At 59.6% G+C, this 26212-nt stretch carries 28 protein-coding genes; 17 read left to right on the forward strand and 11 right to left on the reverse strand.

What is annotated here, in order from left to right:
- Position 1: 1 nt before the first annotated feature.
- Both AB731_RS13575 and AB731_RS03840 read right to left on the reverse strand, forming a co-directional pair.
- Positions 2 to 955 (reverse strand): hypothetical protein, encoded by a 954-nt coding sequence (locus AB731_RS13575; protein ID WP_052768852.1) that lies wholly within the window; start codon positions 953 to 955, stop codon positions 2 to 4.
- A complete protein-coding gene (locus AB731_RS03840) occupies positions 952 to 2139 on the reverse strand; it encodes a DUF3667 domain-containing protein (RefSeq protein ID WP_047092348.1) in 1188 nt (395 codons plus the stop codon). The genes AB731_RS13575 and AB731_RS03840 overlap by 4 nt, the downstream gene beginning before the upstream one ends.
- Before the next feature lie 105 nt (positions 2140 to 2244).
- Between AB731_RS03840 and AB731_RS03845 the strand changes: the two genes are divergently transcribed.
- Positions 2245 to 3081, forward strand: coding sequence for a sterol desaturase family protein (locus tag AB731_RS03845; RefSeq protein WP_082126329.1), 837 nt, complete (start codon positions 2245 to 2247; stop codon positions 3079 to 3081).
- Positions 3082 to 3166: 85 nt separating this feature from the next.
- Here the strand turns inward: AB731_RS03845 and rpoZ are convergent, their stop codons facing one another.
- A complete protein-coding gene (gene rpoZ / locus AB731_RS03850; RefSeq protein WP_047092347.1) occupies positions 3167 to 3511 on the reverse strand; it encodes a DNA-directed RNA polymerase subunit omega in 345 nt (114 codons plus the stop codon).
- Between the two features lie 111 nt (positions 3512 to 3622).
- Between rpoZ and AB731_RS03855 the strand changes: the two genes are divergently transcribed.
- Positions 3623 to 4804: a phospholipase D-like domain-containing protein gene (locus tag AB731_RS03855; protein WP_162199454.1), complete on the forward strand. Its 1182-nt coding sequence runs from the start codon at positions 3623 to 3625 to the stop codon at positions 4802 to 4804.
- A 60-nt stretch (positions 4805 to 4864) separates the two neighbouring features.
- Here the strand turns inward: AB731_RS03855 and AB731_RS03860 are convergent, their stop codons facing one another.
- Positions 4865 to 5944: a fatty acid desaturase gene (locus AB731_RS03860; protein WP_231638829.1), complete on the reverse strand. Its 1080-nt coding sequence runs from the start codon at positions 5942 to 5944 to the stop codon at positions 4865 to 4867.
- Between the two features lie 120 nt (positions 5945 to 6064).
- A complete protein-coding gene (locus tag AB731_RS03865) occupies positions 6065 to 7585 on the reverse strand; it encodes a replicative DNA helicase (protein ID WP_047092345.1) in 1521 nt (506 codons plus the stop codon).
- Between the two features lie 150 nt (positions 7586 to 7735).
- Here AB731_RS03865 and AB731_RS03870 point away from each other — a divergent pair, with 150 nt between their 5' ends.
- Entirely contained in the window at positions 7736 to 8227 is a 492-nt protein-coding gene (locus AB731_RS03870; RefSeq protein ID WP_047092344.1) for a UPF0262 family protein, read from the forward strand.
- 72 nt (positions 8228 to 8299) lie between these two features.
- Positions 8300 to 8998: a glycoside hydrolase family 25 protein gene (locus tag AB731_RS03875; protein ID WP_047092343.1), complete on the forward strand. Its 699-nt coding sequence runs from the start codon at positions 8300 to 8302 to the stop codon at positions 8996 to 8998.
- Positions 8999 to 9034: 36 nt separating this feature from the next.
- Here AB731_RS03875 and AB731_RS03880 read toward each other — a convergent pair whose 3' ends face one another.
- Both AB731_RS03880 and AB731_RS03885 read right to left on the reverse strand, forming a co-directional pair.
- Complete coding sequence (locus AB731_RS03880; RefSeq protein WP_047092342.1) at positions 9035 to 10180, reverse strand: M14 family metallopeptidase; 1146 nt, start codon at positions 10178 to 10180, stop codon at positions 9035 to 9037.
- Positions 10177 to 10782 (reverse strand): DUF4136 domain-containing protein, encoded by a 606-nt coding sequence (locus tag AB731_RS03885; protein WP_047092341.1) that lies wholly within the window; start codon positions 10780 to 10782, stop codon positions 10177 to 10179. Before AB731_RS03885 ends, AB731_RS03880 begins: the two co-directional genes overlap by 4 nt.
- A gap of 103 nt (positions 10783 to 10885) precedes the next feature.
- On the opposite strand from AB731_RS03885, the gene galE reads away from it, so the two are divergent.
- The 3 genes from galE to AB731_RS03900 all read left to right on the forward strand — a co-directional run bounded on the left by galE (position 10886) and on the right by AB731_RS03900 (position 12852).
- Positions 10886 to 11899: a UDP-glucose 4-epimerase GalE gene (galE, locus tag AB731_RS03890; protein ID WP_047092340.1), complete on the forward strand. Its 1014-nt coding sequence runs from the start codon at positions 10886 to 10888 to the stop codon at positions 11897 to 11899.
- A gap of 121 nt (positions 11900 to 12020) precedes the next feature.
- Entirely contained in the window at positions 12021 to 12146 is a 126-nt protein-coding gene (gene ykgO, locus AB731_RS03895; RefSeq protein ID WP_007165381.1) for a type B 50S ribosomal protein L36, read from the forward strand.
- Positions 12147 to 12252: 106 nt separating this feature from the next.
- A complete protein-coding gene (locus AB731_RS03900) occupies positions 12253 to 12852 on the forward strand; it encodes an HAD family hydrolase (protein ID WP_231638830.1) in 600 nt (199 codons plus the stop codon).
- A gap of 90 nt (positions 12853 to 12942) precedes the next feature.
- On the opposite strand, the gene AB731_RS03905 is transcribed toward AB731_RS03900, so the two are convergent.
- Entirely contained in the window at positions 12943 to 13263 is a 321-nt protein-coding gene (locus tag AB731_RS03905; RefSeq protein WP_047093064.1) for a CC_3452 family protein, read from the reverse strand.
- A 155-nt stretch (positions 13264 to 13418) separates the two neighbouring features.
- Between AB731_RS03905 and AB731_RS03910 the strand changes: the two genes are divergently transcribed.
- The gene (locus AB731_RS03910) at positions 13419 to 13955 is read left to right on the forward strand and encodes a winged helix-turn-helix transcriptional regulator (RefSeq protein WP_082126330.1); all 537 of its coding nucleotides are present in this window, start codon (positions 13419 to 13421) and stop codon (positions 13953 to 13955) included.
- 91 nt (positions 13956 to 14046) lie between these two features.
- On the opposite strand, the gene AB731_RS03915 is transcribed toward AB731_RS03910, so the two are convergent.
- Positions 14047 to 14325 carry a hypothetical protein gene (locus AB731_RS03915; RefSeq protein ID WP_047092338.1) on the reverse strand — a complete coding sequence of 93 codons (279 nt, stop codon included), beginning with the start codon at positions 14323 to 14325 and terminating at the stop codon, positions 14047 to 14049.
- A gap of 44 nt (positions 14326 to 14369) precedes the next feature.
- On the reverse strand, positions 14370 to 15866 hold the full coding sequence (locus AB731_RS03920) for a YifB family Mg chelatase-like AAA ATPase (RefSeq protein WP_047092337.1): 1497 nt from the start codon (positions 15864 to 15866) through the stop codon (positions 14370 to 14372).
- Positions 15867 to 15984: 118 nt separating this feature from the next.
- Between AB731_RS03920 and AB731_RS03925 the strand changes: the two genes are divergently transcribed.
- The 6 genes from AB731_RS03925 (at position 15985) to yihA (ending at position 20401) form a co-directional block, all read left to right on the forward strand.
- Positions 15985 to 16812, forward strand: coding sequence for an alpha/beta hydrolase (locus AB731_RS03925; protein ID WP_193787998.1), 828 nt, complete (start codon positions 15985 to 15987; stop codon positions 16810 to 16812).
- 69 nt (positions 16813 to 16881) lie between these two features.
- Entirely contained in the window at positions 16882 to 17016 is a 135-nt protein-coding gene (gene rpmH / locus AB731_RS03930) for a 50S ribosomal protein L34 (RefSeq protein WP_047092336.1), read from the forward strand.
- A 246-nt stretch (positions 17017 to 17262) separates the two neighbouring features.
- Positions 17263 to 17700 carry a ribonuclease P protein component gene (rnpA, locus tag AB731_RS03935; RefSeq protein ID WP_231638831.1) on the forward strand — a complete coding sequence of 146 codons (438 nt, stop codon included), beginning with the start codon at positions 17263 to 17265 and terminating at the stop codon, positions 17698 to 17700.
- Positions 17697 to 17906: a membrane protein insertion efficiency factor YidD gene (gene yidD / locus AB731_RS13755; RefSeq protein WP_082126331.1), complete on the forward strand. Its 210-nt coding sequence runs from the start codon at positions 17697 to 17699 to the stop codon at positions 17904 to 17906. Before rnpA ends, yidD begins: the two co-directional genes overlap by 4 nt.
- 60 nt (positions 17907 to 17966) lie before the next feature.
- Positions 17967 to 19763: a membrane protein insertase YidC gene (yidC, locus tag AB731_RS03940; RefSeq protein WP_047092334.1), complete on the forward strand. Its 1797-nt coding sequence runs from the start codon at positions 17967 to 17969 to the stop codon at positions 19761 to 19763.
- Positions 19760 to 20401: a ribosome biogenesis GTP-binding protein YihA/YsxC gene (gene yihA / locus AB731_RS03945; protein WP_047092333.1), complete on the forward strand. Its 642-nt coding sequence runs from the start codon at positions 19760 to 19762 to the stop codon at positions 20399 to 20401. Before yidC ends, yihA begins: the two co-directional genes overlap by 4 nt.
- 215 nt (positions 20402 to 20616) lie before the next feature.
- Here yihA and AB731_RS13580 read toward each other — a convergent pair whose 3' ends face one another.
- Complete coding sequence (locus tag AB731_RS13580) at positions 20617 to 22845, reverse strand: EAL domain-containing protein (RefSeq protein WP_156167349.1); 2229 nt, start codon at positions 22843 to 22845, stop codon at positions 20617 to 20619.
- A 287-nt stretch (positions 22846 to 23132) separates the two neighbouring features.
- Between AB731_RS13580 and AB731_RS03955 the strand changes: the two genes are divergently transcribed.
- Genes AB731_RS03955 through AB731_RS03965 form a run of 3 tightly spaced genes read left to right on the forward strand, consistent with a single transcriptional unit; the run spans position 23133 to position 26203 of the window.
- Positions 23133 to 23798, forward strand: a complete 666-nt coding sequence (locus AB731_RS03955) for a glutathione S-transferase family protein (protein ID WP_047092332.1) — start codon at positions 23133 to 23135, stop codon at positions 23796 to 23798.
- Positions 23795 to 24937 (forward strand): succinyl-diaminopimelate desuccinylase, encoded by a 1143-nt coding sequence (dapE, locus tag AB731_RS03960; protein WP_047092331.1) that lies wholly within the window; start codon positions 23795 to 23797, stop codon positions 24935 to 24937. Before AB731_RS03955 ends, dapE begins: the two co-directional genes overlap by 4 nt.
- A gap of 18 nt (positions 24938 to 24955) precedes the next feature.
- Positions 24956 to 26203 carry a dicarboxylate/amino acid:cation symporter gene (locus tag AB731_RS03965; RefSeq protein WP_047092330.1) on the forward strand — a complete coding sequence of 416 codons (1248 nt, stop codon included), beginning with the start codon at positions 24956 to 24958 and terminating at the stop codon, positions 26201 to 26203.
- Positions 26204 to 26212 lie beyond the last annotated feature (9 nt).

Below are 26212 nucleotides of genomic sequence, written 5' to 3' on the forward strand. Positions count from 1 at the left end.
CTCAAACCCTGATCCCTTCCAGCCAATCCAGCGCCAGATCGAACCGGTGGGCGTGGTGCAGTTCTATTTCGCGGTTCGCCTCGTCCTCCTCCGAAAGTGAATAACGGCGGCCCGGGTCTTTGGCGTGGGCGACCAGATCCAGACCGGCCGGGTTTTCCGCAGGCGGCGGAAGGCCCAGCGCCGTTGCCGCACGCTGCACTGCTGCTCGGCGATCGGCAATTAGCTCGGCGTGATCGATGCGCGCGGTATTCGCGGGCAGAAGACCATCCTGGGCGCGGTCAAACAACTGTAGCTGGAAGCGATGCGCGAGCGCGACAACCAGTGCGGCACGGTCCAGCGGATCGGCAGCATCGGCCATGGCGCGCTGCATCAGCCATTCACCCTCCTCCAGCTGCGGAGCGAGCAATTCTGCCAGGCGCATGCAATGGGCCAGCCTGTCCCGGCCACCGCGAAAAGCCGCGCGCAGGAATGGGCGCAGTTCCATCGTCAGGAACACCGCGCACGCCACCTGTCCGCCTGCCACAAGCGCCGGGGCGAGACCGCTCACCCAGTTTGATGGCTTAATCGCCAGTGCCTCCCCGGCGGGGGCGATCGCTGTGATCTGAGCAAGCGTCCAGCTCAGCAGATCATTTGTTCGTGCAGCCGGAATGTGAGCGGCCTGACTGGCAATATCTGTAAGCGCCTGCGGTTCCTTCAGCACCAGCACGCTTCCGGGTGAATCCAGCAGGCGGGCGAGCAGGGTCGATCCGCAAAAGCCGGTGTGAAAGATCATCCGGCACGCCGGCGAAGCTTCAGGCTGGCGAGCGGCAATCGCTTCCACCCGCTGCGCGCTCCAGAATGTCTCCCGTCCATCGAGGAATGTTGCCGCGCGCAAATCGGCAGGACGGGTCGTCACCCACTGGGCTTCCCTCCGGATGCCGTCCACCCGGTGCAGGAATTCGCGGGTTCCGCTCACGTCGATCCAAGCAGGAACAGAATCTGGAAGAACAACGCGGCCACAATCCAGATGAACGCGCTGAGCACCAGCAATCGCCAGAACGCGCCGAAGCGCGACAATTCGTATGCACCGCGCAATTGTTTGTAGAGATGAACAGGCGGGATGATCAGCAGCGGCAGCACCACGAAAATCTCGTGCGCGCCGGCATTCGCAACGAGTGATGCGGTGACAAACAGCAGCGTCATGAAGCTCAGCGAGTAAGTTACGAAAATTGCGTGATCATAGGCTTTGAAGCGCCGCTTCCACGCGAACAGCAGCCACACGAAGGGTATGGAAATGGGGATCAGAAGCCAGCTGAATTTGTAGGCGTTGGCCTGCAATTTGTAGAGCATCAGGCTTGGATTGGCCCGCCATTTGGCCACGGCACTATCGATGAAGTCCACCCCGGTCTCTTCGCTGGCAAGCGACACTGCGGTTCCGCCACCTTCGGCAAGATCGATCCTCTCGTCATTCTGATCTGCCGCAGGGCTGGTCTTGGCTGGATATGTTGCCGCGCCATCACGTTCTCCGCTCGCCCCGTCGCGGATGCCTCTCAATAAGTCGCCGGCTATCGAACGCTCGGCATCGGGGTTCTCTCCCAGATAGGTCTCCAGCAGGGCCAGACGCTCTTCCAACTCCGCTCGCTCGGCGTCGTTCAAATCTTGCGTTTCAAGATCGTTGCGGATTACCCCGATTTCTGTCTCGGCCGCTGCGTGCGCGTCGCTCAGCGTGTCTTCAAAAGCCTGTTCGGGGTCGATATCGCTCGGTGCGGTCAGCCCAACCATTTGGAACACGGCGAACATCAGGAATACGCCGAACAGGAACAGCGCCATGGGTGATACGAAGCGCGCGCGTTCCCCGTCGATATACCGGCGGGTCAACTTGCCCGGTCTGAATATCAAGACAGGCAGTGTGCGCCACAGTTTGCCTTCGAAATGCAGCGCCCCGTGGAGCAGATCGTGCATGAACGCACCAATCGTGCGATGCAAATGGCCCTTTTGGCCGCAGGCCTGGCAATAGGCACCGGTCAACTGCGCGCCGCAGTTCAGGCAGGTTTCAGGCTGATCCGGATGCGGCTTTCGGGCACCGGAATCCGGTTCCAATGCGCGCGCGAAGAGCCCGCCTTCGGTCGCTGTACCAATTCCATCCAGAAGATCGCTCATATCGTCTCCGTTTGTAACGCATTGCACTATAGGCTGCATCGCGTCGTGGCAATCGGGGCCAAGTCTCACCTTGTGCGACTGCTGACGGGCAGCCACATAACGAGCATGAACATCGCCCCGAACATCACCCTGAACATCGCGCCGGACATCACCCTGAACCAATTGCCGCTGATTGGCCTTTGCATTGTCGGCACCGCTTTCTTTGTGTTCCTGGCTGTGCAGATAAGCGCGCCTGTCCGGGGCTACGTACTTCCGCGCGGCCGCCGCCGGCTGACCAATCTGTCGCTGTTTTTTATCGACACCGCTGCAATCCGCCTGCTGTTGCCGCTGGCTCTGGTTGGCGCGGCGGTGCTGGCGCAGGAGCGCGGCTGGGGCCTGTTCAACGTTTTGGAAGCACCCGCATGGCTGGCTTTCACAGCAACGCTGCTCGTGCTCGACCTTGCGCTTTACGTGCAGCATTGGGCGACGCACCGTGTCCCATTGCTGTGGCGCCTTCACCGTGTGCACCACACCGACCGCGATTTCGACGTGACTACCGCTGCACGTTTTCACCCGGCCGAGATACTTTTGTCGATGGCCTACAAATGCGCTGTGGTGATCGCGCTAGGAGCGCCTGTGATGGCGGTGTTTGTATTCGAAGTAGGTTTTGCCGTCGCCACTTTGTTCACCCATGCCAATTTCGCGCTTCCGGCCCGGATGGACAAGATGGTGCGCAAGCTGATTGTGACGCCCGATATGCACCGCATCCACCACTCGGCGCGAATGGTGGAGACCAACAGCAATTACGGCACCACATTGTCGCTGTGGGACAGGCTTTTTGGCACATACCGTGCACTTCCACATGATCCGCAGGCGCAGATGACTATCGGGCTGGAAGAATGGCAGGATGAACGGCCTGCGCAGCTTGGCTTCGCGCTAAAGCAGCCCTTCATCGGCAAATAGACGCACGGCGAATCTATGGCGCAAAAGCAAGGGGCCGCAACCTTTCGGCGCGGCCCCTTGGCTTGATAAAAACGGCGTTGGCGCCTTAGCCGTCGTAGTCGGCACCGATCGAGGTGGACCGGGTTGGCGCAGATGCGGACAGGCGCATGGCTTCGGCCGACTGGCTCAACGAACCGATATCGTCAGCTTCGTCTTCTTCATCGGGAAGAATCGTCTGCAGCGACTGGACCAGTGATTCCTGCAAATGCTTCGGCTTGACCGTCTGTTCTGCGATTTCACGCAGGGCCACAACGGGGTTCTTGTCCCGGTCCCGGTCAATGGTAAGTTCGGCACCGCCGGAAATTTCCCGCGCGCGCTGAGCGGCAAGCAGGACGAGATCGAAACGGTTTGGAATCTTGTCGACACAATCTTCGACGGTAACGCGCGCCATGGGCACTCCGATAGTCTGGTGTTTTCGGAAAGCGTGTCATTTAGGCGGGAACGGCATGTCAGTCAAGGTTTTCCGCAGGGCGAAGCGTGCTATCAGGTACAGATGGACCAAATGCTATCGAACCCAGCAGCTGCGGATTTGCCCGCCTACGCCGATCCGGAGCCTTTTGCCGCAGAAGCACAGGGGCAGTCTTTCACCTTTTACCCTGCGGGCAAGGATCGCCGGGCGGCCCTGCTGGATATCATAACCGGTGCGCAGGAAAGCCTGAAAATCGCGTTCTATATCTTCGCGCCCGACGGAGTCGGCACGGCAGTGCGCGATGCATTGGTGGCGGCCGCGCGGCGCGGAGTGGATGTGACGCTGATTGTCGATGGGTTCGGTGCCAGTGTGGACGAAAAATTCTTTGACGAACTGCGGGAAGCGGGCGGCACCTACTATCTGTTCATGGCCAGATGGTCCCACCGTGCGCTGATTCGCAATCACCAGAAGATCGTGGTTGCGGACGACAGCGTTGCGATGATGGGCGGCTTTAACGTCGAGGACGATTACTTCGCTCCGCCGCAGCAAAATGGCTGGAATGATCTTGGTTTTCGGCTGGAAGGCAGCGTGGTGGGGCAGGTTGCCAAATGGTTTGGCGAACTGAAGGCATGGGCCAGCGATGACAAGGCCCAGTTCCGCGACATTCGCCGCCGGGTGCGCGAATGGGATGGCGGGCAGGGGCCAGTCCAATTGCTGATTGGCGGCCCGACAAAGGGCCTTTCCAGCTGGGCGCGCTGTATCCGGCAGGACCTGCGGCAGGGGGAAAAGCTGGACATGATGATGGCCTATTTTTCGCCCAGCAAGAAACTGCGTCACATGATCAGGCAGATCGCGCGCAAAGGGCAGACCAATCTGGTGATGGCCGGAAAAAGCGATAACAGCGCGACCATCGGCGCCAGCCGCGCGCTGTACAAGAAACTGCTGGAGGCGGGTGCAAGGATTTACGAATTCCAGGCCTGCAAGATGCACACAAAACTGTTGGTGCTGGACGATGCTGTTTACATGGGCAGCGCCAATTTCGACATGCGCAGCCTGTATCTCAACCTGGAAATCGTGCTGCGGATAGAAGACGCGGCGCTGGCAGAAACCATGCGCAAGTTCATTCACGGCCATCTGGATGCCAGCGACGAGATCACGCCCGAAGACCATGCCAGACGGGCGACATTATGGACGCGCGGCAAGTGGTGGCTCAGCTGGCTGCTGGTCGGCGTTCTGGACTACACCGTGACGCGGCGGCTCAACCTGGGATTATAAACGGGTCGCAAATGACCGGTTTCGGCCCAGTTGCGCATCCCGGCAGGAGTTGCCTCGCCTTCAGGCCGCGGCTGAAATGCGGGCTGCTTCGCGGAAAGTCACAAGCTTTCGTTGACCTTCATCCCACAAGGCGAGCCGCAAGGCGCTGATCGTCTTCAGTGCCGTGAACCGGTTCAGATCGCGCAAAGCCGGATGCTTTTCCAGCACTTCGGGCAGGCGGTAGAACGGAATTCGGCTGGCAAGGTGATGGACATGATGGATGCCGATATTGCCGGTAAACCAGCGCAAGACAGGCGGCAGGTCGAGGTGTGAACTGCCATGCAAGGCCGCATCGTGGAACGACCAATCGGATTCTTCATGCCAATGCGCATCTGCAAATTGGTGCTGGATGTAGAACAGCCACACACCTGTCGACGCGGCGGTCAGCAGCACGGGGAAAAACACCATCGCTGTAACGCCGAAACCAGCCAGATAAATCGGCAAGACAAGGATCATCGCGGTCACCAGATTGGTCGCGAGCGCGCTGACCCAATATTTCCGCCCTTCTTTCATGAGGCCAATCGGAAGCCGGTGCCGCAGGAGGAACAGATAGGCAGGGCCGAGACCCAGCAGAACCAGCGGATGACGGTACAGACGGTACTGGAAGCGCTGCCAGCGGCCACGTTCCTGGAATTCGCGGACCGTCAACGTGTCCACATCACCAATTCCGCGGGCATCCAGATTGCCAGTAGCGGCGTGATGCTGCGCATGGGATCGCCGCCAGCAATCGTAGGGCGTCAAAGTGAAGACGCCCAGCGCTCTGCCGAACCAATCATTGCCCGCCCTGCCGCGAAAGAACGCGCCATGCCCGCAGTCATGCTGAATGATAAACAACCGGAGCAGAAAGAGCCCCGCAACCGGCGTCAAGAGAAGCGCCAGTAGATAGCCTGCCTCCACCGCAGTCACGATAGCGGCAAACAGCAACAGGAACGGTATCAGCGTAATCGCCAATTCCCATCCGCTGCGCACCGGGCGCGGATCGCGAAATGCCTTCAGGTCGCGCATCAGCTGCTGCGGATCGATCAGGGGTGGAGCAATCGGGGCAGGGCCCGCCGTGCGGGCTCCATCAATGCGGATTTCTTCATGTTCGGGAGAGTTCACGCGAATACCGCTAGAGCGCGCCGCCAAATTTGTCACGCAGGTTTAAGATTTGTTCCGGATCAGGCGCGAGGCAGGCATGGAACTTCCGCGCCGTGATCAAACTCCATCGGCCTGGCGGCCCTATTCGAACCCGTAGTCCGAATAATCCTTCATATTGGGCGAGGTGAACTTCGTGAATTCGCTCTGGAAATGTAGCGGCACGTTGCCGGTGGACCCGTGGCGCTGCTTCGCGACCATCAATGTCGCCTTGTTCTTCAGCTCCAGATAGCGGTCTTCCCACACGCGGTACTTTTCCTGATCCGATTCGGAGCTGGTTTCGTTCGGCATGTCGGGGCGCGATGCCTCGTGGTAATATTCGGCACGGAAGATGAACCAAACCATGTCGGCGTCCTGCTCGATCGAGCCTGATTCGCGCAGATCGGACAGCATCGGGCGCTTGTCCTCGCGCGATTCCACCGCGCGGCTGAGCTGCGAGAGCGCGATTACCGGAACCTGCAATTCCTTGGCCAGCGTTTTCAATCCGCGCGAGATTTCAGAAATTTCGTTTACCCGGTTGTCGCTCGCCCGGCCGGAGCCTTGCAGCAGTTGCAGGTAATCGACCACGATCAGGCCAATATCATGCCGCCGCTTCAACCGCCGGGCGCGGGTGCGCAGGCCTGAAATCGTCAGTGCGGGCGTATCGTCGATAAACAGCTGCAATTCGGACAGCTTTTGTGCCGCATAGGACAGCTTCTGGAATTCTTCGCGGTTGAGCTTGCCCGAGCGCAAAGCTTCGGAAGACACCTCTGCCTGCTCGGCCAGAATACGCGTGGCGAGCTGGTCCGCGCTCATTTCCAGGCTGAAGAAGGCCGCTGGCGCGCCGTAATTGTGCGGGCCGCCATCGCGCTGGAAGCGCATGTGTTCTTCTGCGCAATTGAAGGCGATGTTCATCGCGAGCGAGCTTTTGCCCATGCCCGGACGGCCAGCCAGGATGATCAGATCGGAATTGTGCAGGCCGGCGGTCTTGTTATCGATCAGTTCCAGTCCGGTCGTTTTGCCGGAGAGGCCGCCGCCGGAATTCATCGCCGCTTCGACCATACGGATCGCTTCGTGCGATGCGCTGCGGAAACTGGTGCCGGTGTTTTCGCTCACCGCGCCTTCGGCAACTTCGAACAGCCGCGCTTCGGCAGATTCGATCTGGCGCATCGGTTCTACATCCTGCGATGTATCGAGCGCGTTTTCCACCAGTTCGCGGCCCACGCCAACCAGTTCGCGCAGCAGGGCAAGATCGTAAATCTGCTGGGCCAGTTCGCGCGGGGCAAGCAGGCCTTGGCCATCTGCGGTCAATTGCGCCAGATAGGCGCTGCCGCCCAGTTCTTTCAGCCCTTCATCATTTTCGAAATAGGGCTTGAGCGTTACCGGAGTGACGATCATCTGCTTTTCGACGCTGATCAGGATACGGTCGTATATCCTTTGGTGGACCGGCGCATAGAAATGCTTGGGCATCAGTTCGATCGGCAGTTCTTCCAGCACCCGGTTATCGATCAGCACAGCACCGATAAAGGCGGCTTCCGCCTCCAGATTGGTGGGCAGAGCCTTGCCGGCAGGCGCGCCGTCGGCGGATTTAGAATCACTGCGGGTAAGAAGGGCTTCGTCTGACATATGCCGCTCTAATGCGGGGGAGTTGCGGCGCGGGCAAGGCAGACCTTGCGACATTTTTTCATCAATGCCTGTGGAAAGCGGGGACGAATTCGCGCCGCCTCCTTTTCGCAATTGCAATATACCCCTGCGCTAGGCCAAGAGAGAGGTGAGATGGAGACGAGTTCAGACAACCGGATCGAAGCGATCACGCTCGATGAAGCGACGGTCATTGCGCGCAATGATGAGATCGAGAAAGAACGCGAGGTCGCAATGCGCGATCTTGTGGAGGACAATCTCTTCAGCCCGCTTCGCGCAATCGCCAATGGTCATGCTGGCCCGTGGCACGTCCATCTCGGCATTGTCGAAGGTATGTTGGCGCTGGGCCTGAAAGACCGCGCGGGCGCTGATGCGGGCACAATCGGGCTGGGTCTTGGCCGCCTTCGCCGCGTGGTGCGTGAATATTTCGCCATCTGCGATAGTTATTACAAGGCACTGCGGCGCACATCCGCGCAGGAAATCGAAACTATCGACATGGCCCGCCGCGCCATTCACGACCGCGGCACACGGCAATTGGAAGAGGCGCTGGATGGCAAGGTCGATACCGATTTTGAAACCGCGCGACGCTTGTTTACATTAATTTGCGTGCTGCATATCAAGGCATGACCTAGTTCGGTGATTGCCTGTCGCCACATCCGCTTACCCAGCCAACACATCCAGAATTGAAGGTCGCGCCCGATGGGCAAGAAGAAGAAATCTGTCTGGCGCTTCTGGATCGAGGCGCTCCTCCTGCTCGCGCTTGTCGGCACCGGCGTGTTCCTGTGGTGGCGAACGCATAATTGGAGCCCGTCGCGCGCGGAATTTCCGGTGCAAGGCGTCGCAATGGGAGCCGCAGACGGGCCGGTCGATATCTCCGCCCTGCGCACAGCGCGCGCCGATTTCGTTTACTTGGAAGCTAGCAGCGGCGCCGATGGCCGCGATGATCTGTTCGGCCGCAATCTGGCGGCGCTGGCAGATACCGGCATCATGCACGGCGCAATCCATGCGTATGATCCGTGCATCCCGGCAGAGCGGCAAGCGGCCAATTTCGTTACCATCGTGCCGCGTGATCCGGAAATGCTGCCGCCTGCCATCGCGCTCGACAAACCGGCCAGCGCATGCGGTGATCCGGTGGTCGAAGCAGCGCTGGAAAGCGAACTCACCACATTCATCAACCAGGTCGAAGGGCATGCCGGGCAGCCGGTGGTCTTGAAAGTGAGCGAAAGCTTCGAAAAAAGCTACACCATCGCGTCCCGTATTGAGCGCAATCTGTGGCTCGAGAATGACTGGTTACAGCCCGATTATGCAGGCCGCCCCTGGACGCTGTGGACGGCCAATGCCCAGTTGAAAAACCCTGCCAACGGACAGAACATGCGCTGGGTAGTGCTGCAGCCCTGAAGTGCTGACGGCGCGCAGACAAGGATCATTCTGTAATCACTCTTCGCCGCTTTCCAACCATTCGACCAGCGCCGCAAGGCATTCACGCGCCAGCAGTTTGCAGCGTTCCGGGCTCCAGCCCTGCGCCGGATCGGGCCAGTCGGCATTGTCCTTGAACGGCATTTCGAGCGTCATCGCGCAGGCGCCGAAACGCTCTGCCACCTGATTGGTGCTGATCGCCAGATTGGCCTTGCCGGGGGCTGACTTGGGATAACCCTTGGCGGTCTGGAAATCGGGGCAACGGCGGTCGAGGATGCGCTGGTAGCGGTACATGCTCTCTCCCTGTTCGTCCGTCCACGAAGGGATGCCTTCAAACCCTGCGAGGAACACGGCGGCAATCGCTTCGTCCCCGTGCACATCCATGGCGAAATCGACACCGCTTTCGTCCATCGCATTGCGAATGGCGAGCACCTCGGGAGACGACTTTGCACTAGGCTCGGCCCATTCGCGGTTCAGGTTCACGCCGTCTGCATTGGTGCGCAGGTGGCCGCGAAAACTACCGTCGGGATTGCAATTGGGTACTACATGAATGCGGCAGTGGCGGCGCAGAGCGCGGCCTACGACATCGGCGGGATCGGTCAGCACTTCCAGCGCCCCTTCCATCCACCATTCGGCCATGCTTTCGCCGGGATGCTGCCGCGCATAAAGCCAGACCTGCGTGTCGCCATCGCCCATGGCAAGACAATCCACGGACCGGCCATCCAGCGTTTCACCAAGGCGGCGATATTCCACGCCTTCCGCGCTGGCGGCTTCTGCCACCAGATCATTATGACGTTCCATCGAATAGGGCGCGAAATAGGCGAAATAGGCCATGTCGGATGCCGGCGTATACCGCACCGTCAGCGTGCCATCGCCCGCGGCCTCGTCGTAAGAACTGTCGGCTCGGCCCCAGTAATCGCGGTCTTCGGATACGCAGGCGTCATAGCCCGGCCAGCCACCGGGATAGGCGCTTTCCTTCAGGTTCTCGATATGCAGCACAAGTTCGCGCCCTGCCGCGCCGGACACGCGAAAGTGAAACCACTGTGCAAATTCGCTCTTGTGGTCGCGCGGGATGCGTAAACGGGCGGTTGCACCGTCAACGGACACAGTTTCGATATTGCCGCTGTCGAAGGCGGCGTCGATCACGATATTGGCTTGAGTCATTCTACCTCGATAGTCTCGCCGGAATTTCCAGGGAAGCCTGTAAACAGCGCGTCGGCCATGCGCGATGCGGCGGCGGCCTCGCTGCCATAGTCACTGTTGCTGGTGGCTGTCATGCTGGCGCGGCCTTCCCACAGGTTCGCGCCGCCTTCAGGCGAGCGGATGGCGACAAAAATCTGCCGCTCGATGCGTTCAGCTGGCGGGCCGGAGAGCAGGCTATTGAGATTGATACCGACACCAACGCCAACGCCCGATCCATATCGACCTGTCGAACCGCCGGCGCCAACGCCAACGCCTCCGCGCCGGTCTTCGCCTTCGGTTGCGTACGCTTCCAGATCCAACATTGCGATTTGTCCGCCATTGCTGGCGACAACGCGATATCCCAGCGCCTCCAGTTCCTGCCGAATGGCTTCGCGGTAAACGCCGAATTCGAGCGAGTCGCCGTCCATTGCCGGGCCGGCGACGATTTCAATGGTCCCTTGGGCGAGAAAGGTCGGCGTATCGCCCACAAACCGGGTCACTTCGACCGGAGAGACATAGGCGGGCGTTGCACAGCCTGTGGCGAGTGCACATGCGGCGAGGAGGATGATGGCTTGCTGTTTCATACCCTTCATAATGCACCAGATCGGCCCCGGTGCCTAACGCGGGCCTGAAAAGACCAATTTCAGCGATTGCCACTCCGTTCAATCATGCTAACCGCTGGGCCCCATGGATAAGCAGATACCCGTTCTCGTCACCGGAGGTGCCGGCTATATCGGCAGCCATGCCGTCCTTGCCTTGCTTGATCGCGGATGGCCTGTGGCGGTGATCGACAACTTCACCACCGGCTTCAGATTTGCCGTTCCTGACGGGGTGACGCTGTATGAAGGCGATATCGAGGACGGGGCATTGCTCGCGCGGATCTTTGCCGAACAGGGCATCGGCAAAGGCAACGGAGCGATCATGCATTTCGCCGGTTCCATCGTGGTACCCGAAAGCGTGGAAGACCCGCTCAAATATTATCACAACAACACCGTGAAGAGCCGCGCCTTGCTGGATGCGGCGGTAAAGGCAGGTGCCGCGCACTTCATCTTCAGCTCGACAGCTGCGACCTATGGCATTCCCGAGGAATCGCCGGTGCGCGAAGACATGCCGAAGACGCCGATCAATCCTTATGGCTGGTCCAAGCTGATGACGGAGCAGATGCTGGCGGACACGGCAGCGGCGCATGATATCAATTACTGCGCGCTGAGATATTTCAATGTCGCTGGCGCCGATCCGCAGGCGCGCAGCGGCCAATCGACGGCTGGCGCGACGCATCTGATCAAGGTCGCGGTAGAGGCCGCGCTGGGCAAGCGTGACAGCGTAAGCGTGTTTGGCACTGATTACGATACGCCCGATGGCACCGGCGTGCGTGATTACATCCATGTCAGCGATCTGGCGGCAGCGCATGTGCTGGCTTTGGAAGAACTTATCGCGCAGCCGGGCACATCGATGACGATGAACTGCGGCTATGGCCGGGGCTTCTCCGTGCTCGAAGTGCTGGATGCGGTGGACCGCGTAACCAATATGCAGATCAACCGGGTGCTTGGGCCGCGCCGTGCCGGTGATCCCGATTCGCTGATTTCGGACCCCGCGCGCATCAAATCGACCTTGCCGTGGCAGCCGCAGCACGCCGATCTCGATGCGATCGTGGCTCACGCCGTCGCGTGGGAGCGCAAGCTGGCGGATATTAGCGGTTAATGGCTCGCCGGACCGGGTAGGTTTGGGTTGACTTCGCCCCCCGCGGCCCATATTGGCCCGCCTTGAAATTCCGGCATCGGGGACTATCTCCGGTGCCGCTTATTTTTTGCAGGAAATTGTCATGAAGATCCGTAACAGCCTCAAGTCGCTGAAGAACCGCCACCGCGATTGCCGCGTTATCCGTCGTCGTGGGCGCACCTATGTGATCAACAAGACCAACCGTCGCTTTAAGGCCCGCCAGGGCTAATCGGTTCTGCGGCGCGAGTGATTCGCGGCGCTGGCCTCAAGATGGTTGGTCTTTTGCAAAGCCCCCGCCACCACGGGGGCTTTTTGCATGTCTGGAGGGCACGCAGGTGACAGCAGTTGTATTCGATGTCGGGCGAGTGCTGGTGCAGTGGGATTTGCGCTGCCTGTTCGCGAAACTGATAGGCGACCCGGAAGAGCTGGAGTGGTTTGTCACCCACGTCGTGACTGAAGAATGGCATCACCAGCACGATGAAGGCCGCGCCCTGGCCGATATGGTGCCGGAACGGATTGCCGAATTTCCGGACTACGCCGAACACCTCCACGCCTACGCAACACGCTTTAACGAGACAATTCCAGGAAATGTCCCCGGCACCCATGATCTTGCCCGCCGGCTGCATGCCCGCGGCGTACCGGTATTCGGGTTGACCAATTTCGGCCACGAGTTCTGGGCGATGTTCCGCCCCACGCAACCAGTCTTCGACCTGTTCACGGATATCGTGGTGTCCGGCACGGAGAAACTCGCAAAGCCTGATCCTGCGATTTACGCACTGGCAGAGACGCGCTTTGCACTGCCGCCACAGCAATTGTTCTTCATTGACGACAAGCCTGAAAACATCGCCGCTGCCGCCGCACGTGGGTGGCAAGGGCATGTCTTCACCGATGCCATGCGGCTTGAAACAGACCTGGCTCGGCGAGGTCTGCTTTAATTCCCGCAAAAAAAGCCCCGGCACGCGAAGGTACCGGGGCAATGGAGTGCCGCCCAGGATGGAGAGGGGGCGGCGGAATGTGGATGCGGCCTAGCCGTTGCAGCGGGCCAGCAGACTGTCCGAAATTGCTTCGCCATTGGCAGTAAAGCTGGCGATCGTGCCGACCTTCCGGCGCAATTCACTGCATACGCGCAAGGGACGGTCGCCGCTGCGTGGGCCAGTGCAGGTCACACCTTCGCAAGCAAACACCACACCGCCTGCGATGGCAGTCGCCTCGTCGGTCGGCTCTGCCAGCTGTACGGAGAAGTAGGACCCGCGCGCCTGCGACGATGCGGTCGCAGTTGTGACAGGCGCGGCAATTGCACCGAATGACAGGAGAGCGGCAAGGGATGTGACTGCGAAACGTGACATGGGATCTTCCTTCTGGACATCAGTGTAGGTTGCGTTTGACAACCAGTTGTGATTCACCACCTATCTAGGAGAGTTTCGTTTCGCAACCCTTTTGCGCGAATATTTTGGCATATCCGCATTTCCCTGTAGGAGAAGTGCGGGATAGAGATGCATTTATGGGAATAAGAGAACCGCTACGTGAGCTAGGCTGCGGCCTTCCGCATGCACTGGAAGTGATGGGAGAGCGCTGGTCGTTCCTGATCTTGCGCGCCGCCTTCAATGGCCTCTATCATTTCGAGGAATTTTCAGGTGAGCTGGGCATTGCCCGCAATATCCTCTCCAACCGGCTCGCCAATCTGGTGCGGCACGGCGTGCTGGAACGGACGCCGTGCGAAGAGGACCGGCGCAAGGTCGAATACCGCCTGACGGAGAAGGGCCTTGGCCTGCTGCCCGCAATGCTCGCGCTGCGCCAGTGGGGGGAGCGATATACCGAGAACTTCAACGCTGATCTGGTGCTGGTCGATTGCCGCGATGGCTTGCCGGTGGCCCCCATCGGCATCCGCGCGCATGACGGGCGAGAGCTAAGCTGGGAAGAGCTGGGCTGGCAGACGGCAGACAAGCTGGGCACGCCGGTGGACCGGCACAGCGGGGCGTATACGAAGGCTGAGGTTGTTGGGCAGTCCACGAAAATGGGTGAGGAAGACTGCTGCTAGGCGGGATTGCACTTCACAAAGACTGCAACTGCGCGACCACGGCATCATATCCGGTATTGAGTGGAAAGCGGACTTCGCGGGGCTCGCGCTCTTAATCCAATCGGACCGTGTTGCCTTTGAAGAATCCTGAGCAAACAGCTCCTTCAACTCTTTGGCCCGATGGCCCGTTCGCTTGAAATGCGGTGGCGATGATATCATCACTCCCGCAGTCGAAATAGGCATAACCTGTGGTCTGAATATCGGTATAGCCTTGCGCAAGAAGTGTCTGAGTAGCGCGATCAGGCGATGTGCAGGCGACCGGCGCCACGAATGGGAAGGCTGCCAGGAACGCGGCCGCTAAACCGAAACGGATCAACCTCTTGCGTGCCATCGAAGGTTACGTGCCATAATTCAAAGTCGTTCGCAAACCGTCCATCAAGCCCTCGGCGCCTGCCTCCGGTAGCTGAGCGCTTCGGCGATATGCACACGGCCCACGTGCTCGGCTCCGGCCAGATCAGCGATTGTGCGGGCCACGCGCAGCATCCGCACATAGCCCCGCGCGGAGAGGCGCATTTTTTCGGCTGCCTGCATCAACAAGGCGCGGCCTGCCTCGTCAGGTGTCGCGTATTTCTCCAGCGCATCACCGTCCAGTTCTGCATTGGAGCGCACACCGCGCTCCGTCTGACGGGTGCGGGCCTTGGCCACGCGGGCGGCGACTTCAGCAGACCCCTCGGCAGATGGCGGCAAGTGGAGGTCGGCGGCGCTGACAGGATCAACATCGACATGCAGATCGATCCGGTCGAGCATCGGGCCGCTCACCTTGCTTTGATAGTCCACTGCGCATTTCGGTGCGCGGGAACAGGCAAGCGCCGCATCGCCCAGATGGCCGCAGCGGCACGGATTCATCGCCGCGATCAGCTGCACCCGCGCCGGGTAGGACACATGCGCATTGGCGCGCGCGACATCGACCTTGCCCGTTTCCAGCGGCTGGCGCAGCGAATCGAGCACGGCGCGCTGAAATTCCGGCAATTCATCCAGAAACAATACGCCCAGATGCGCCAGGCTGACTTCCCCGGGCCGCACCCGCAATCCGCCGCCCGTCAGCGCGGCCATGCTGGCGGAATGGTGCGGCGCGCGGAAAGGGCGTGCGCGGCTGATCTTGCCGCCTTCCAAAGTGCCCGCAACTGATGCAACCATGCTCACCTCCAGCGCCTCTGCCGGGGTGAGCGGGGGGAGGATGCCGGGCAGGCACGCCGCCAGCATGGACTTGCCTGCGCCGGGAGGTCCATTCATCAGCAGATTATGTCCGCCCGCCGCCGCGATTTCGAGCGCGCGCTTGGCGGTTTCCTGCCCCTTCACCTGCCGCATATCCGGCCCATGCGCCGCTGGCTCGACTTCGCCCGGTTCGGGATCGGGCAGGCGCTGGCTGCCCTTCAGATGGTTCAGCAGGCTGGTGAGGTCGGGCGCGGCACAGACCCGCACATCGCTTGCCCAGCGTGCCTCCGGCCCCTGCGCCTTGGGGCATAGCAGGCCCTTGCCCGTCTCGCTGGCATGCAGCGCCGCGAGCAGTACGCCGGGGCAGGGCACGATGCGGCCATCCAGCGACAGCTCGCCCACGGCCACCCATTCGCTCATCGATTCGGCATCGACCACGCCCATCGCCGCCAGCAATGCCAGTGCGATAGGCAGATCGTAATGCGATCCTTCCTTGGGCAGATCGGCAGGGGAAAGGTTCACGGTGATCCGCTTGGGCGGAAGCGAAAGTCCCATGGCACTGAGTGCTGACTGCACCCGTTCACGGCTTTCGCCCACTGCCTTGTCCGGCAGGCCGACAACGGAAAAGCGCGGCATCCCGGCAGCAAGTTGGCACTGCACTTCAACAGCGCGCGCCTCCAGCCCGAGATAGGCGACGGTCGAAACCAATGAAACCAAGTGAAAACCCCTTTGCGACAATGTGATAGCGGCCAGTTTCGCTGTGTCGAGGCCATCGTATCGGCCATCGTGGTTAAAAGTGCAGCAACCTCGAAAATTCGGCATTCCGTAGGGTGTGATGGCCACATATCGCGCGATGGCCTTGCGTTTACCTGTTCTGTCCGCCCTGCTGGCACCGCTTTTCGCACTGGTCGCTACGCCTGTGGCGGCACAGGAACACGTGATCGTGACCGAGGAATGGATTGAGGTGGACACCTCTCTTCACACCGCAGGCCCCCACACGGCAGGCCGTTATGTCTCGCCGCAGCAGGCAGCAGCGGAGACCGGCGCTATCGCTGCCTTTGGGGCTTTCCGGGTGCTGGACGAAAACACCGCCGCGCTCGTCGGCATCACCACAGACCGTTCGCCCGCGAATTTCGCGCGCGTGCTGGCGGCTTATCCCGAAATCGATACGCTGGAATTCATTGAAGCTCCGGGCACACATGATGACCGTGCCAATTTGCAGCTTGGCCGGATGATTCGCGAAAACGGCATTGTCACCCGCGCTCCTGAAGGCGGTTCGATTCGCTCGGGCGCAGTGGAGTTGTTTGTTGCCGGCGTGCGCCGGGAGATCGACGAGAACAGCGAATTTGCCGTCCACGGCTGGCTGGATGATCGCGGTATGGGTGCAGAAGATTATCCGATGAGCGCGCCGGAACACCGCCGCTATCTCGATTATTATGCCGAAATGGGCATGGGTGAGGCAGAGGCATCGGCCTTCTACGCGATGACCAATTCGGTCCCGTTTGAAGACGCGATGTGGTTGACCGGCAGGGAAATGCGCGGCTGGATTGAAGCTGGTGGTGACACGCAGCTTGCCGCCGAGCCTGAAATCCGCGAAAAGGCTGATGCAGAATCTGCTGCGCCCCGCCTCGCCTATCTTGACTTGGGTCCTGCGCTTCAGTAAGCGCTTCAACATTGTGAGGCCGCCCTTCGATTGGCGGCCCTTTTTATTCAGTATTCGAGGTATTTCGCGATGAAGCGTACATTCCAGCCAAGCAATCTGGTGCGTGCACGCCGCCACGGTTTTTTCGCCCGTAAAGCCACCGTCGGTGGCCGTAACGTGCTGCGCAACCGTCGCCGCAAGGGCCGCAAGAAACTTAGCGCCTGATTCTCCTCGGCCCGCCCATCCGGGCGTGCCATCCTCGGCGCTATTCCCTCCACTACGCTTCGGGGCACCTGCGGGCGGGCAGTCGCCCTTTGTCGGTCGCTAGTCGCGCCTGAAATAAACCCACACATACGCTAACTCACGCCAGAACCGTCGCTCTTGCGATGGCAAGCGCGAACGCGCGGCCGGACCGGCCCCGTAGCGTAGCGAAGGGAACAGCCGGGAGGACGAACTCGCGGATGCGAGTTCATGACAAAAACCGAAACACTACCTATCTATCTCGCCATGACGCCGACCACCCTCACCAAGCGCGCGGATTTTCTCGCGGCGAATCGGGGGCTGCGCGTTGCGCGGCCGGGATTCGTACTGCTCGTGCGGCCAAATTCCGGGCCAAATGGCGGCCAGGGCGTTCGATATGGCATTACTGTTACAAAAAAGATCGGCAATGCGGTGGTGCGCAACCGCATGAAACGGCGTTTCCGGGAATTGTTGCGCGCGGCCTTGCCGCAGCACGGCCTGCCTGATCACGATCACGTGCTGATCGGCCGCGAAGGCGGGGTCGAGCGTGACTTCGCCCAACTCTCCCAAGAGCTTGAAATCGCACTTCAGCGCGCTTCCGAAGGTAAAGGTGACCGTGCCCGGCGCCCTCGCCAAGGTGACCGTGGGGGCAATCGCAGGGTGACGTGAAACATGTTTTCATCTTCATTGCCCGACTTTGGCAGCTTGGCCCAAGCCGGATTTTGCCCGCGTCTTGCCGCTTTCAACCCTCTTGCAGCGCTTATGCGATAGAAGCCCTCAACAAGCATGGCGCAATTCGGGGTGGATGGCTGGCGGCTAAGCGTATACTGCGCTGCCATCCTTGGGGGGGACACGGGCATGACCCGGTGCCATGATGCCCCATAACCTAACCTTGCAAAAGCTTTGCAACAGACATTCGTGACGGATCATTCACCTTGGACAACCAGCGTAACCTAATCATCGCCGTCGTGCTGAGCGCAGTTCTGCTGTTCGGCTGGGATTTCGCGATGCGGACCTATTATCCGGAAGCCGAAGAAACGCCGGCAAACATGGCAAGCCGTGAAGATGCGCCATCGCTTCGCGCTGATGGCGTGATCGATGTGCCTGCCGCAGACGGGGCGACGGAGACTATTCCGGCGATCGACGTCGGCACCGCGCTTGCCAGTGCAGACCGCATCGTGATCGATGCGCCGGAAATTCACGGCTCCATCAATCCGATTGGCGCGCGAATCGATGATATCGATCTCAAGACGCATCGCCAGACGGTGGAAGAGGACAGCGCGAATATCCGTCTGTTCTCACCTGCCGGAACCGACATGCAGCATTTCGCGCAGTTTGGCTGGGTCGGTGAAGGCGTTTCGCTGCCCGGAGCGACTACTTCGTGGCAAGTCATCGACGGCGAACGGCTGACGCAGGAAACGCCGGTAACGCTGGGCTGGGACAATGGTGCGGGCCTGCGCTTCGCGCTGCGTTATGAAATTGACGAGCACTACATGCTTACTGTCACGCAAAGCGTTGCCAATGCGGGCGATGGCACGGTGGCGCTGCGCCCCTACGCCTTCGTCAACCGCACCAGCGCGACTGCCAGTGCCAGTACCTGGAATGTCCATTCCGGCCCGATTGCTGCCAGCGGCGAGGGCGTGAATTTCGATTGGGACTATGACGAAGTCAGCGAAGAAGGCCCGGTCGAGCTTGGCGGCGGCACGGACTGGATTGGCTTTACCGACATCTACTGGCTGTCCGCGCTTATCGCTGAAGAGGGTCAGCCCGCTTCCGGCACATTCCGCTCGGCAGGCGGCGAGAATTACCGCGCCGACCTGATCTATGATCCTGTCAATGTCGGCGCAGGCGAAACCATTACCCGCTCCACCCGGCTTTTCGCCGGCGCCAAGGAAAGCGCCGTGCTGGATATGTATCAGGCGCAAGGGGTGGAGAAATTCGGCCTTGCCATTGACTGGGGATGGTTCCGCTGGATCGCCTGGCCGATGTGGCAGGTACTGATTTTCCTGTTCAATCTGGTGGGTAATTTCGGTCTCGCGATTATCGGCCTGACCTTTATCATCCGCCTGTTCCTGTTCCCCATCGCGCAGAAGCAATTCACCTCGATGGCGCAGATGCGCGCGGTGCAGCCCAAGATGAAGGCGCTGCAGGAACGCTACAAGGACGACAAGCCGGAACTGCAACAGCAGATGGCGAAGCTCTATAAAGAAGAGAAGGTCAATCCGCTGGCAGGCTGCCTGCCGATTTTCATCCAGATCCCGATCTTCTTCGCGCTGTACAAGGTGCTGCTGCTGGCCATCGAAATGCGGCATGAGCCGTTCTACGGCTGGTTGCGCGACCTTTCCGCGCCCGATCCGGCGACCGTGCTCAATCTGTTCGGCCTGCTGCCGTTCGATCCGCCGGGCTTCCTGGCCATCGGCGTGCTGGCAGTGATGCTGGGCTTCACCATGTGGTTGCAGTTCAAGCTGAACCCGGCCGCGATGGACCCGATGCAGCAGCAGATCTTCATGATCATGCCGTGGGTGCTGATGTTTGTGATGGCGCCGTTTGCGGCAGGCCTGCTGTTGTACTGGATCAGCAACAACGTGCTGACGCTGGCGCAGCAGAAATATCTTTATTCCAAGAACCCGCAGTTGAAAGCGCAGATGGAAAAGGATCGCGAAGAAAAGTCGCGTGCCGCTGAGCGCGAGAAGGCCGAAAAGGCCGAAAACGCAGGAAAGTCGGAAGGATGACAGAGGAAGAGCAACAGCTGGCAAAGGAAGCGAGCCGCCTGTTTTCAGGCCGGGTCGAATTCCTGCTATCCGCGCCGCAGCTGAAATTCATCCCCGATCCCGATTTCCCCGAAGTCGCCTTTTGTGGCCGCTCCAATGTCGGGAAGAGCTCGCTTATCAACGCGCTTACCGGACGCAAGAGCATCGCGCGCACTTCGGTAACGCCGGGCCGCACGCAGGAACTGAACTTCTTTGAAGTGGGCGACCCGACGCAGTTCCGCATTGTCGACATGCCCGGATACGGCTTTGCCAAGGCACCGCTGAAGATTGTCGAGAAGTGGCGCAAGCTGGTGCGCACTTTCCTGCGCGGGCGTGTTCCACTGCGCCGGACGATGGTGCTGATCGACAGCCGCCACGGGCTGAAAGACAGCGACCGCGAGATGATGACGATGCTGGATGAAGCAGCCGTTGGCTATCGCCTCGTCCTGACCAAAGCGGACAAGATCAAGGCCAGTGAGCTGGAAAAGGTTGCTGCAGATGTTCTGGCAGAGGGGCGCAAGCATCAGGCGGCCTATCCGCACGTGCATGTCACCAGTGCCGAAAAGGGCATGGGCCTGGAAGAATTGCGCGCAGCAATCCTGTTCGACGTTCGTCAGTAACTTCAGGAAAGCACCGTCCTGGTGCAGACTGCCATTCCCGTCACATCTGCTTCAGACACAAAAAAGGGCGCTGTAAGCACCCTTCTTCGTATAGTTTGTGTCGGCTTTTTTTAGACGTGACGTCCGCCAAAAAGCCAATCCCAGAAACCTTTACCCATGGCGACTCTCCTAGTTGATGTAGGAGAAGGTGCGTTAACCATGGTTGTTTGTAAAGTCTAAACCATGTTTTTCAGAAGGAATTTTTCCTTATCTTTATGAAAATCAAGGAGTTTATCGATTGGGATGGGGCGAGATATCCCGAATCCTTGCGCCACAAGGCACCCGGAATCGCGCAATATCGTTAACGTTTGCGTGTCTTCGACCCCTTCAGCGACCACGATGATTCGCAAATCTTTCCCAAGTTGCAGGACGTTGCGCACAATGCCGGCCGCCTTTTCGTCATTGGCCATCTGGGCAATAAACAGGCGGTCAATTTTCAATTCGCCGAAGGGTAGTCGCAGCAGCGCTTCGAGGCTGGCGGCGCCAACGCCGAAATCATCCATGGAAATCTTTGCGCCAAGCGCCTTCAACTCACCCAGGATTTCCGCAGCACGATCAAGATTGGAAATACGATAAGTCTCGGTGATCTCCAGCGTCAGCCTGCGCGGTTCAAAGCCGGTTTTTCGCAATACTTCCGACACCAGATCAACGATGGCATGTTCATGCACCAGCGTCGCCGAGATGTTGACAGCAACCGGTATGCTCAGCCCGCCATTTTCCATCGCGTTTCCTGCTTTGCAGGCTTCCTCCAGCACGAAGCGGGTCAGATGGCTCATACGGCCAGCAGTTTCACACTGGCGGATGAAATTGTCTGGCGGGATATGGCCGCGCACTGGATCATTCCAGCGGACCAGTGCTTCAACTCCAACGATCTCGCCCGTCTGCACCATGACCTTGGGTTGATAGACGAGATAGATTTCACCGTTCGAAAGCGCAGCGTCGATACGGGCCTGAAGAGAGATATTCCAGATAAGGTCTTCGTCCGACGTCGTGTCAGCAATCGCGATCGGCTCGAATGTTTCGTTGGTCAGCTCGGCAACAGCGACCGCAGATGCGAGGCGCCGCGACACATTGGGACTGGGAGTGATATCGACACCGAAAGTGATGCCGACATCGACCTGCTGATCACCCACAATCAACGGCGATGAGAATAGCGCGCGCAGACCTTCAAGGTGTTCGTGCAGCAGCGCCGGCTCTTTTTCCGGCAGGGTCCAGGCTATCAGATGGCCTTGGCCCAGATAGATTGTCGCGTCCTGCGTCGCCGCTTTCAAGCGACCGATAATGCGCAGCAGATATTCCGAATGCAGTTCCTTGGGCAGGGTGCGGCGCACCTGTTCGAACCGGTGGATTTTCGCCACGATGATGGCGGGCAAGGTCTCGGCGGCTGCGCTGTCTGCTTCAAGCGCAGCGAAAGTTGGCAGATTTGTATCGGCATCGATCAGTGTGAAAGAATCCTTCCACAGTGATCGCAATCGGAAAATCGCATAGATCGCAATCAATCCCATCGGTCCTGACAGCCCCACGCGCCAGCCCACATGCGCTGCAACTATGAGTCCGATCAAAATGGCCACGACAATCGCGCCATATGCAATACGGCGCCACCGCCAGAATTGAATTTGTCCGATTGCAAGCAGGAGTGCGAAGGCAAAGAATGTAACATAGGCTCCGCCGATGTAGCGCGCTCTGCCTGCCATAAGAGTTTCCGCAGCGTAGACATGGATCAGTGTAGGAGAGACATCTGTCAGTCCGGGAATACTGATTGGGCGGCCGTCAGCGCGGTTCTCGCTGCCAATTACGAATATCTTGTCACGGAGATCGGTGGGCAATCCATTGCCCGATCGCGCTTCCTGAAGCGAAAGCACAGGTATCGTGTCTAGCGCGAGATCATAGCCGATCGGAAACCGTTCTCCCGCAACACCTGTGGTGCCGGCTATCTGCGCAGCAAGATTGGGCAGATCGTTTTCGCCGAAACCCACAACATATGGCGCGTCCCATACGTATCCCATGAAGTTCCGAAACAGATCGCCGCCTACTTGATTTACATCATGAGCAATAATCGAGATGGATTGATTGCGGCGCAATTGTCCGTTCAGCCCTGTTCGAACATCCTGGACAAGATAGGCTCCCGGCCCGAAGTCGAGCAATGCCGAGTTTAAATCGTTATCGATTTCCGCAGTCGTGGCTGTATCGAAAACACTGTCGATGTAGATGGACTCTGCGCCAGCAACGTTCAGCTGACGAACAAGTTGGGCAAGCTCTACGCGCCTCGATGGAAACTCCGGATCGGACAGATCCTGCTGGCTGCTGATGAATATAATGTCGCCCGAAGCAGACGTGGTGACCATTCTGTTCTGGGCAGTCCAGATGATCTGATCGATCGGATTGAGCAGTGTCAAAACCGTCAAGACAAGCGAAATCAGCCCGGCCCAGAGCACATGCCTGAACCGATCATTGCGTCGGACCCTTGTCCGTTCTGTCGGCTTTGGTCCGACCACTGATCACCCTTGTAATTACGATTTCGCGCAGTGCGAGAACACCGCTCTGGCACAGGATGGTTAACAAACGCGAAAGTGATTTTACATTTCCTGCGGGCTGGATTGCGCGGCAAATGGTGCAACAACCGGCTTTGTTCAGTCTCGACACTCCCAGCCTTAACGTCTAACTCTCCGCGAAACGGGGAAATGGCGCCACTATGAAGCTGATTATAGGCAACAAGAACTATTCCAGCTGGTCGCTGCGTGGCTGGCTGGCGGCCAAGCAAAGCGGGCTGCATTTTGATGAATTGACCGTCAATATCGATGGTGACGACTGGCAGGCGATGAAGTCCAGCAAAGGCGAATTCCGCCCTTCTGCAGGCAAGGTGCCAGTGCTGTGGGACGGGGATGTTGTCGTGTGGGACAGTCTGGCGATCCTGGAATATCTGGGCGACAAGGTCGGGCGGGACAGGTTCTGGCCCAAGACGGACGATGCGCGCGGCATGGCCCGAGCCATGGTTGCCGAAATGCATTCGTCCTACATGTCGCTGCGGCGCAATTGCCCGATGAATATCCGTGCCCGTGTGGGTGTGGATCTGACTGAAGAGACCAAGGCTGATATCGTGCGTATCCTTGGCCTGTGGGCAGAGGCGCGGGCGCGGTTTGGTAACGGCGGTCCGTTCCTGTTCGGCACATTCGGTGCGGCAGACATTTTTTACGCGCCCATCGTCAGCCGCTTCATCACCTATGGCATCGGCGTGCCAGGTTTTGCGCAGGCCTATATGCAGGCGGTGTGGGAACATGACTGGATGCAGCAGTGGGTCGATGCCGCGATGGCGGAGGAATGGACCATTTCCCAATATGAAGTGGGCGACACGGCATGAGCGCAGACCCGCTTTCGAACGCCAAGCACCTGATCGCCTGCGAAAGCGTAACCCCGGCGCGCGGGCCGGTATTCGACATGCTGGAGGAAATGCTCACTCCGATGGGGTTCGAAGTGCAGCGGTTCACGCGCGGTGACGGGCCGGAAGGCAGCGAGGAAGAAGCGGTCGAGAACCTGTTCGCCATCCGCAAGGGGCCGGAAGGCTCACAGCATTTCGCCTTTGCAGGCCATTTGGACGTTGTGCCTCCGGGAGACGGCTGGGCCAGCGATGCCTTCGTACCGCAGGAACGCGGCGAGCTGCTGCACGGGCGAGGGGCAGTCGACATGAAGGGTTCCATCGCCTGCATGGTGGCGGCGGTGGCCGATATACCGGCAGAGAGCGGCACGCTTAGTTTTATCATAACCGGTGACGAGGAAGGGCCGGCGCTGCACGGCACCCGTGCCCTGATCGACCTGATGCGGGAACGCGGCGACATTCCCGACATGATCCTTGTGGGCGAGCCCACCAGCGTGAACCGGCTGGGCGATATGATGAAGATCGGGCGGCGCGGGTCGGTCAATATCTGGCTGGAGGTCGATGGCACGCAGGGCCACGTTGCCTATCCGCACCTTGCCGACAATCCCATGCCCAAGATGGTCGCGATACTGGCAGAGCTGGACGCGCTGGTGCTGGATGAAGGGACCGACTGGTTCCAGCCGAGCAATCTGGAAATCACCGAATTCAATGTGACCAACAAGGCGCACAATGTGATCCCCGGAAAGGCGACTGCGCGCATTTCCATCCGTTTCAACGATCAGCATTCCGGCGCATCCCTGTCTGCCAAGATCACCGCCATTGCGCAAAAGCACGGCGGCACGGCGAAGCCTGTGATCAGCGGAGAACCATTCCTGACGCCTCCCGGCGAATTCTCCGCCATGATCGCGGAGGCCATTGCGGCAGAAACGGGCGTGGAGACCGAAGCATCTACAACAGGCGGCACATCGGATGCGCGGTTCCTGAAGGATCTCGCCCCGGTGATCGAATTCGGCCTGGTCAATGCAACCATGCACAAGACGGACGAGGCGGTAGCCATTGCCGACCTGATTACGCTAACCCGCATTTATACCCGCGTGGCAAAAGCTGCACTGGCGCGCAATTGAGACAAGGATAATCCGAGCATGTTGAAAGCCTGGTTCGCAATTCCGCTGTGGCAGCGGGTGATTGGTGCGCTCATCCTTGGCGTTGTGCTGGGTCTGTGGTGGGGGCCTGAGGCGGAAAGCATCAAATGGATCGGTGATTTCTTCATCAAATCGATCAAGATGCTGGTCGTCCCGCTGATCTTCTTCAGCCTTGTCGCGGGCGTTGCCGCGATTGGCGATTTGCGCAAACTGGGTGCAGTTGGCGGGCGCGCGATCATCCTGTTCGTCGTGACCGGGCAGATCGCCGTGTGGCTTGGCCTTGCGCTGGGCACGGCCGCGGTGAACCTTGGCCTGTTCCCCAGCAAGGAACAGCTTGGTACGCCCGAAGTCGCCACGCCTGAGCCGAATGAGACGACGGCGGTCGACATGATCCTGAGCATCGTGCCCGAAAGCCCGGTGCAGGTGATGGCCGATGTGGCGGTGTTGCCGCTGATCGTATTTTCCCTGCTGCTTGGCATCGGCATTCTGATGGCCGGCAAGGACGGGGAACCTGTTCAGAAAATCTTCGATAGCGGCGCGATCATCATGCAGAAGGTGACGATGATCGTGATGGAGCTTACCCCGTTCGGCGTGTTCGCGCTAATGGCGTGGGTGGCAGGCACGCTGGGTATCGACGCGTTGAAGGCGCTCAGCTGGCTGGTTGTGCTGAACTACACGGGCTGCCTGCTGATCATCCTTGTGATGTATTCATCGATGATCAAATTCATCGCCAAGCTGCCGGTTGTCGATTTCTTCCGCGGCATCGTGGATGCGGTTGCAGTCAGCTATTCCACCGCCAGTTCCAATGCGACACTGCCCGTCACGCTGCGCTGTGCGGAACGGAACCTGGGTGTGCCCAATTCCATCGCAGCCTTTGTGATCTCGCTCGGCGCGACGATCAATATGAATGGCACGGCGATGTATCTGGGGCTGGCAACGCTGTTTGGTGCCAGCATCTTCGGTGTGGATTTGAGCTGGGGCCAGTACTTCCTGATCTCGATCCTCGCCACGCTGGGAGCCATCGGCGCAGCGGGCATTCCCGGCGCGGGCCTCATCATGATGGCGCTGGTGTTCGGCGCTGTCGGAGTGCCGCTGGAAACAATCGCCTTCGTGGCAGGCGTGGACCGGATCATGGACATGATGCGCACCACCACCAATGTTTCAGGCGATGCTGCGGTGGCAACCACCGTGGCGAGCATGCTGGGCGAGATCGACAAGGAAGAAATGATCTCGGCGGATGATGTTTAGGGGCCTTGC

The sequence above is a fragment of the Aurantiacibacter marinus genome (assembly GCF_001021555.1).
Classification (GTDB): domain Bacteria; phylum Pseudomonadota; class Alphaproteobacteria; order Sphingomonadales; family Sphingomonadaceae; genus Alteraurantiacibacter; species Alteraurantiacibacter marinus.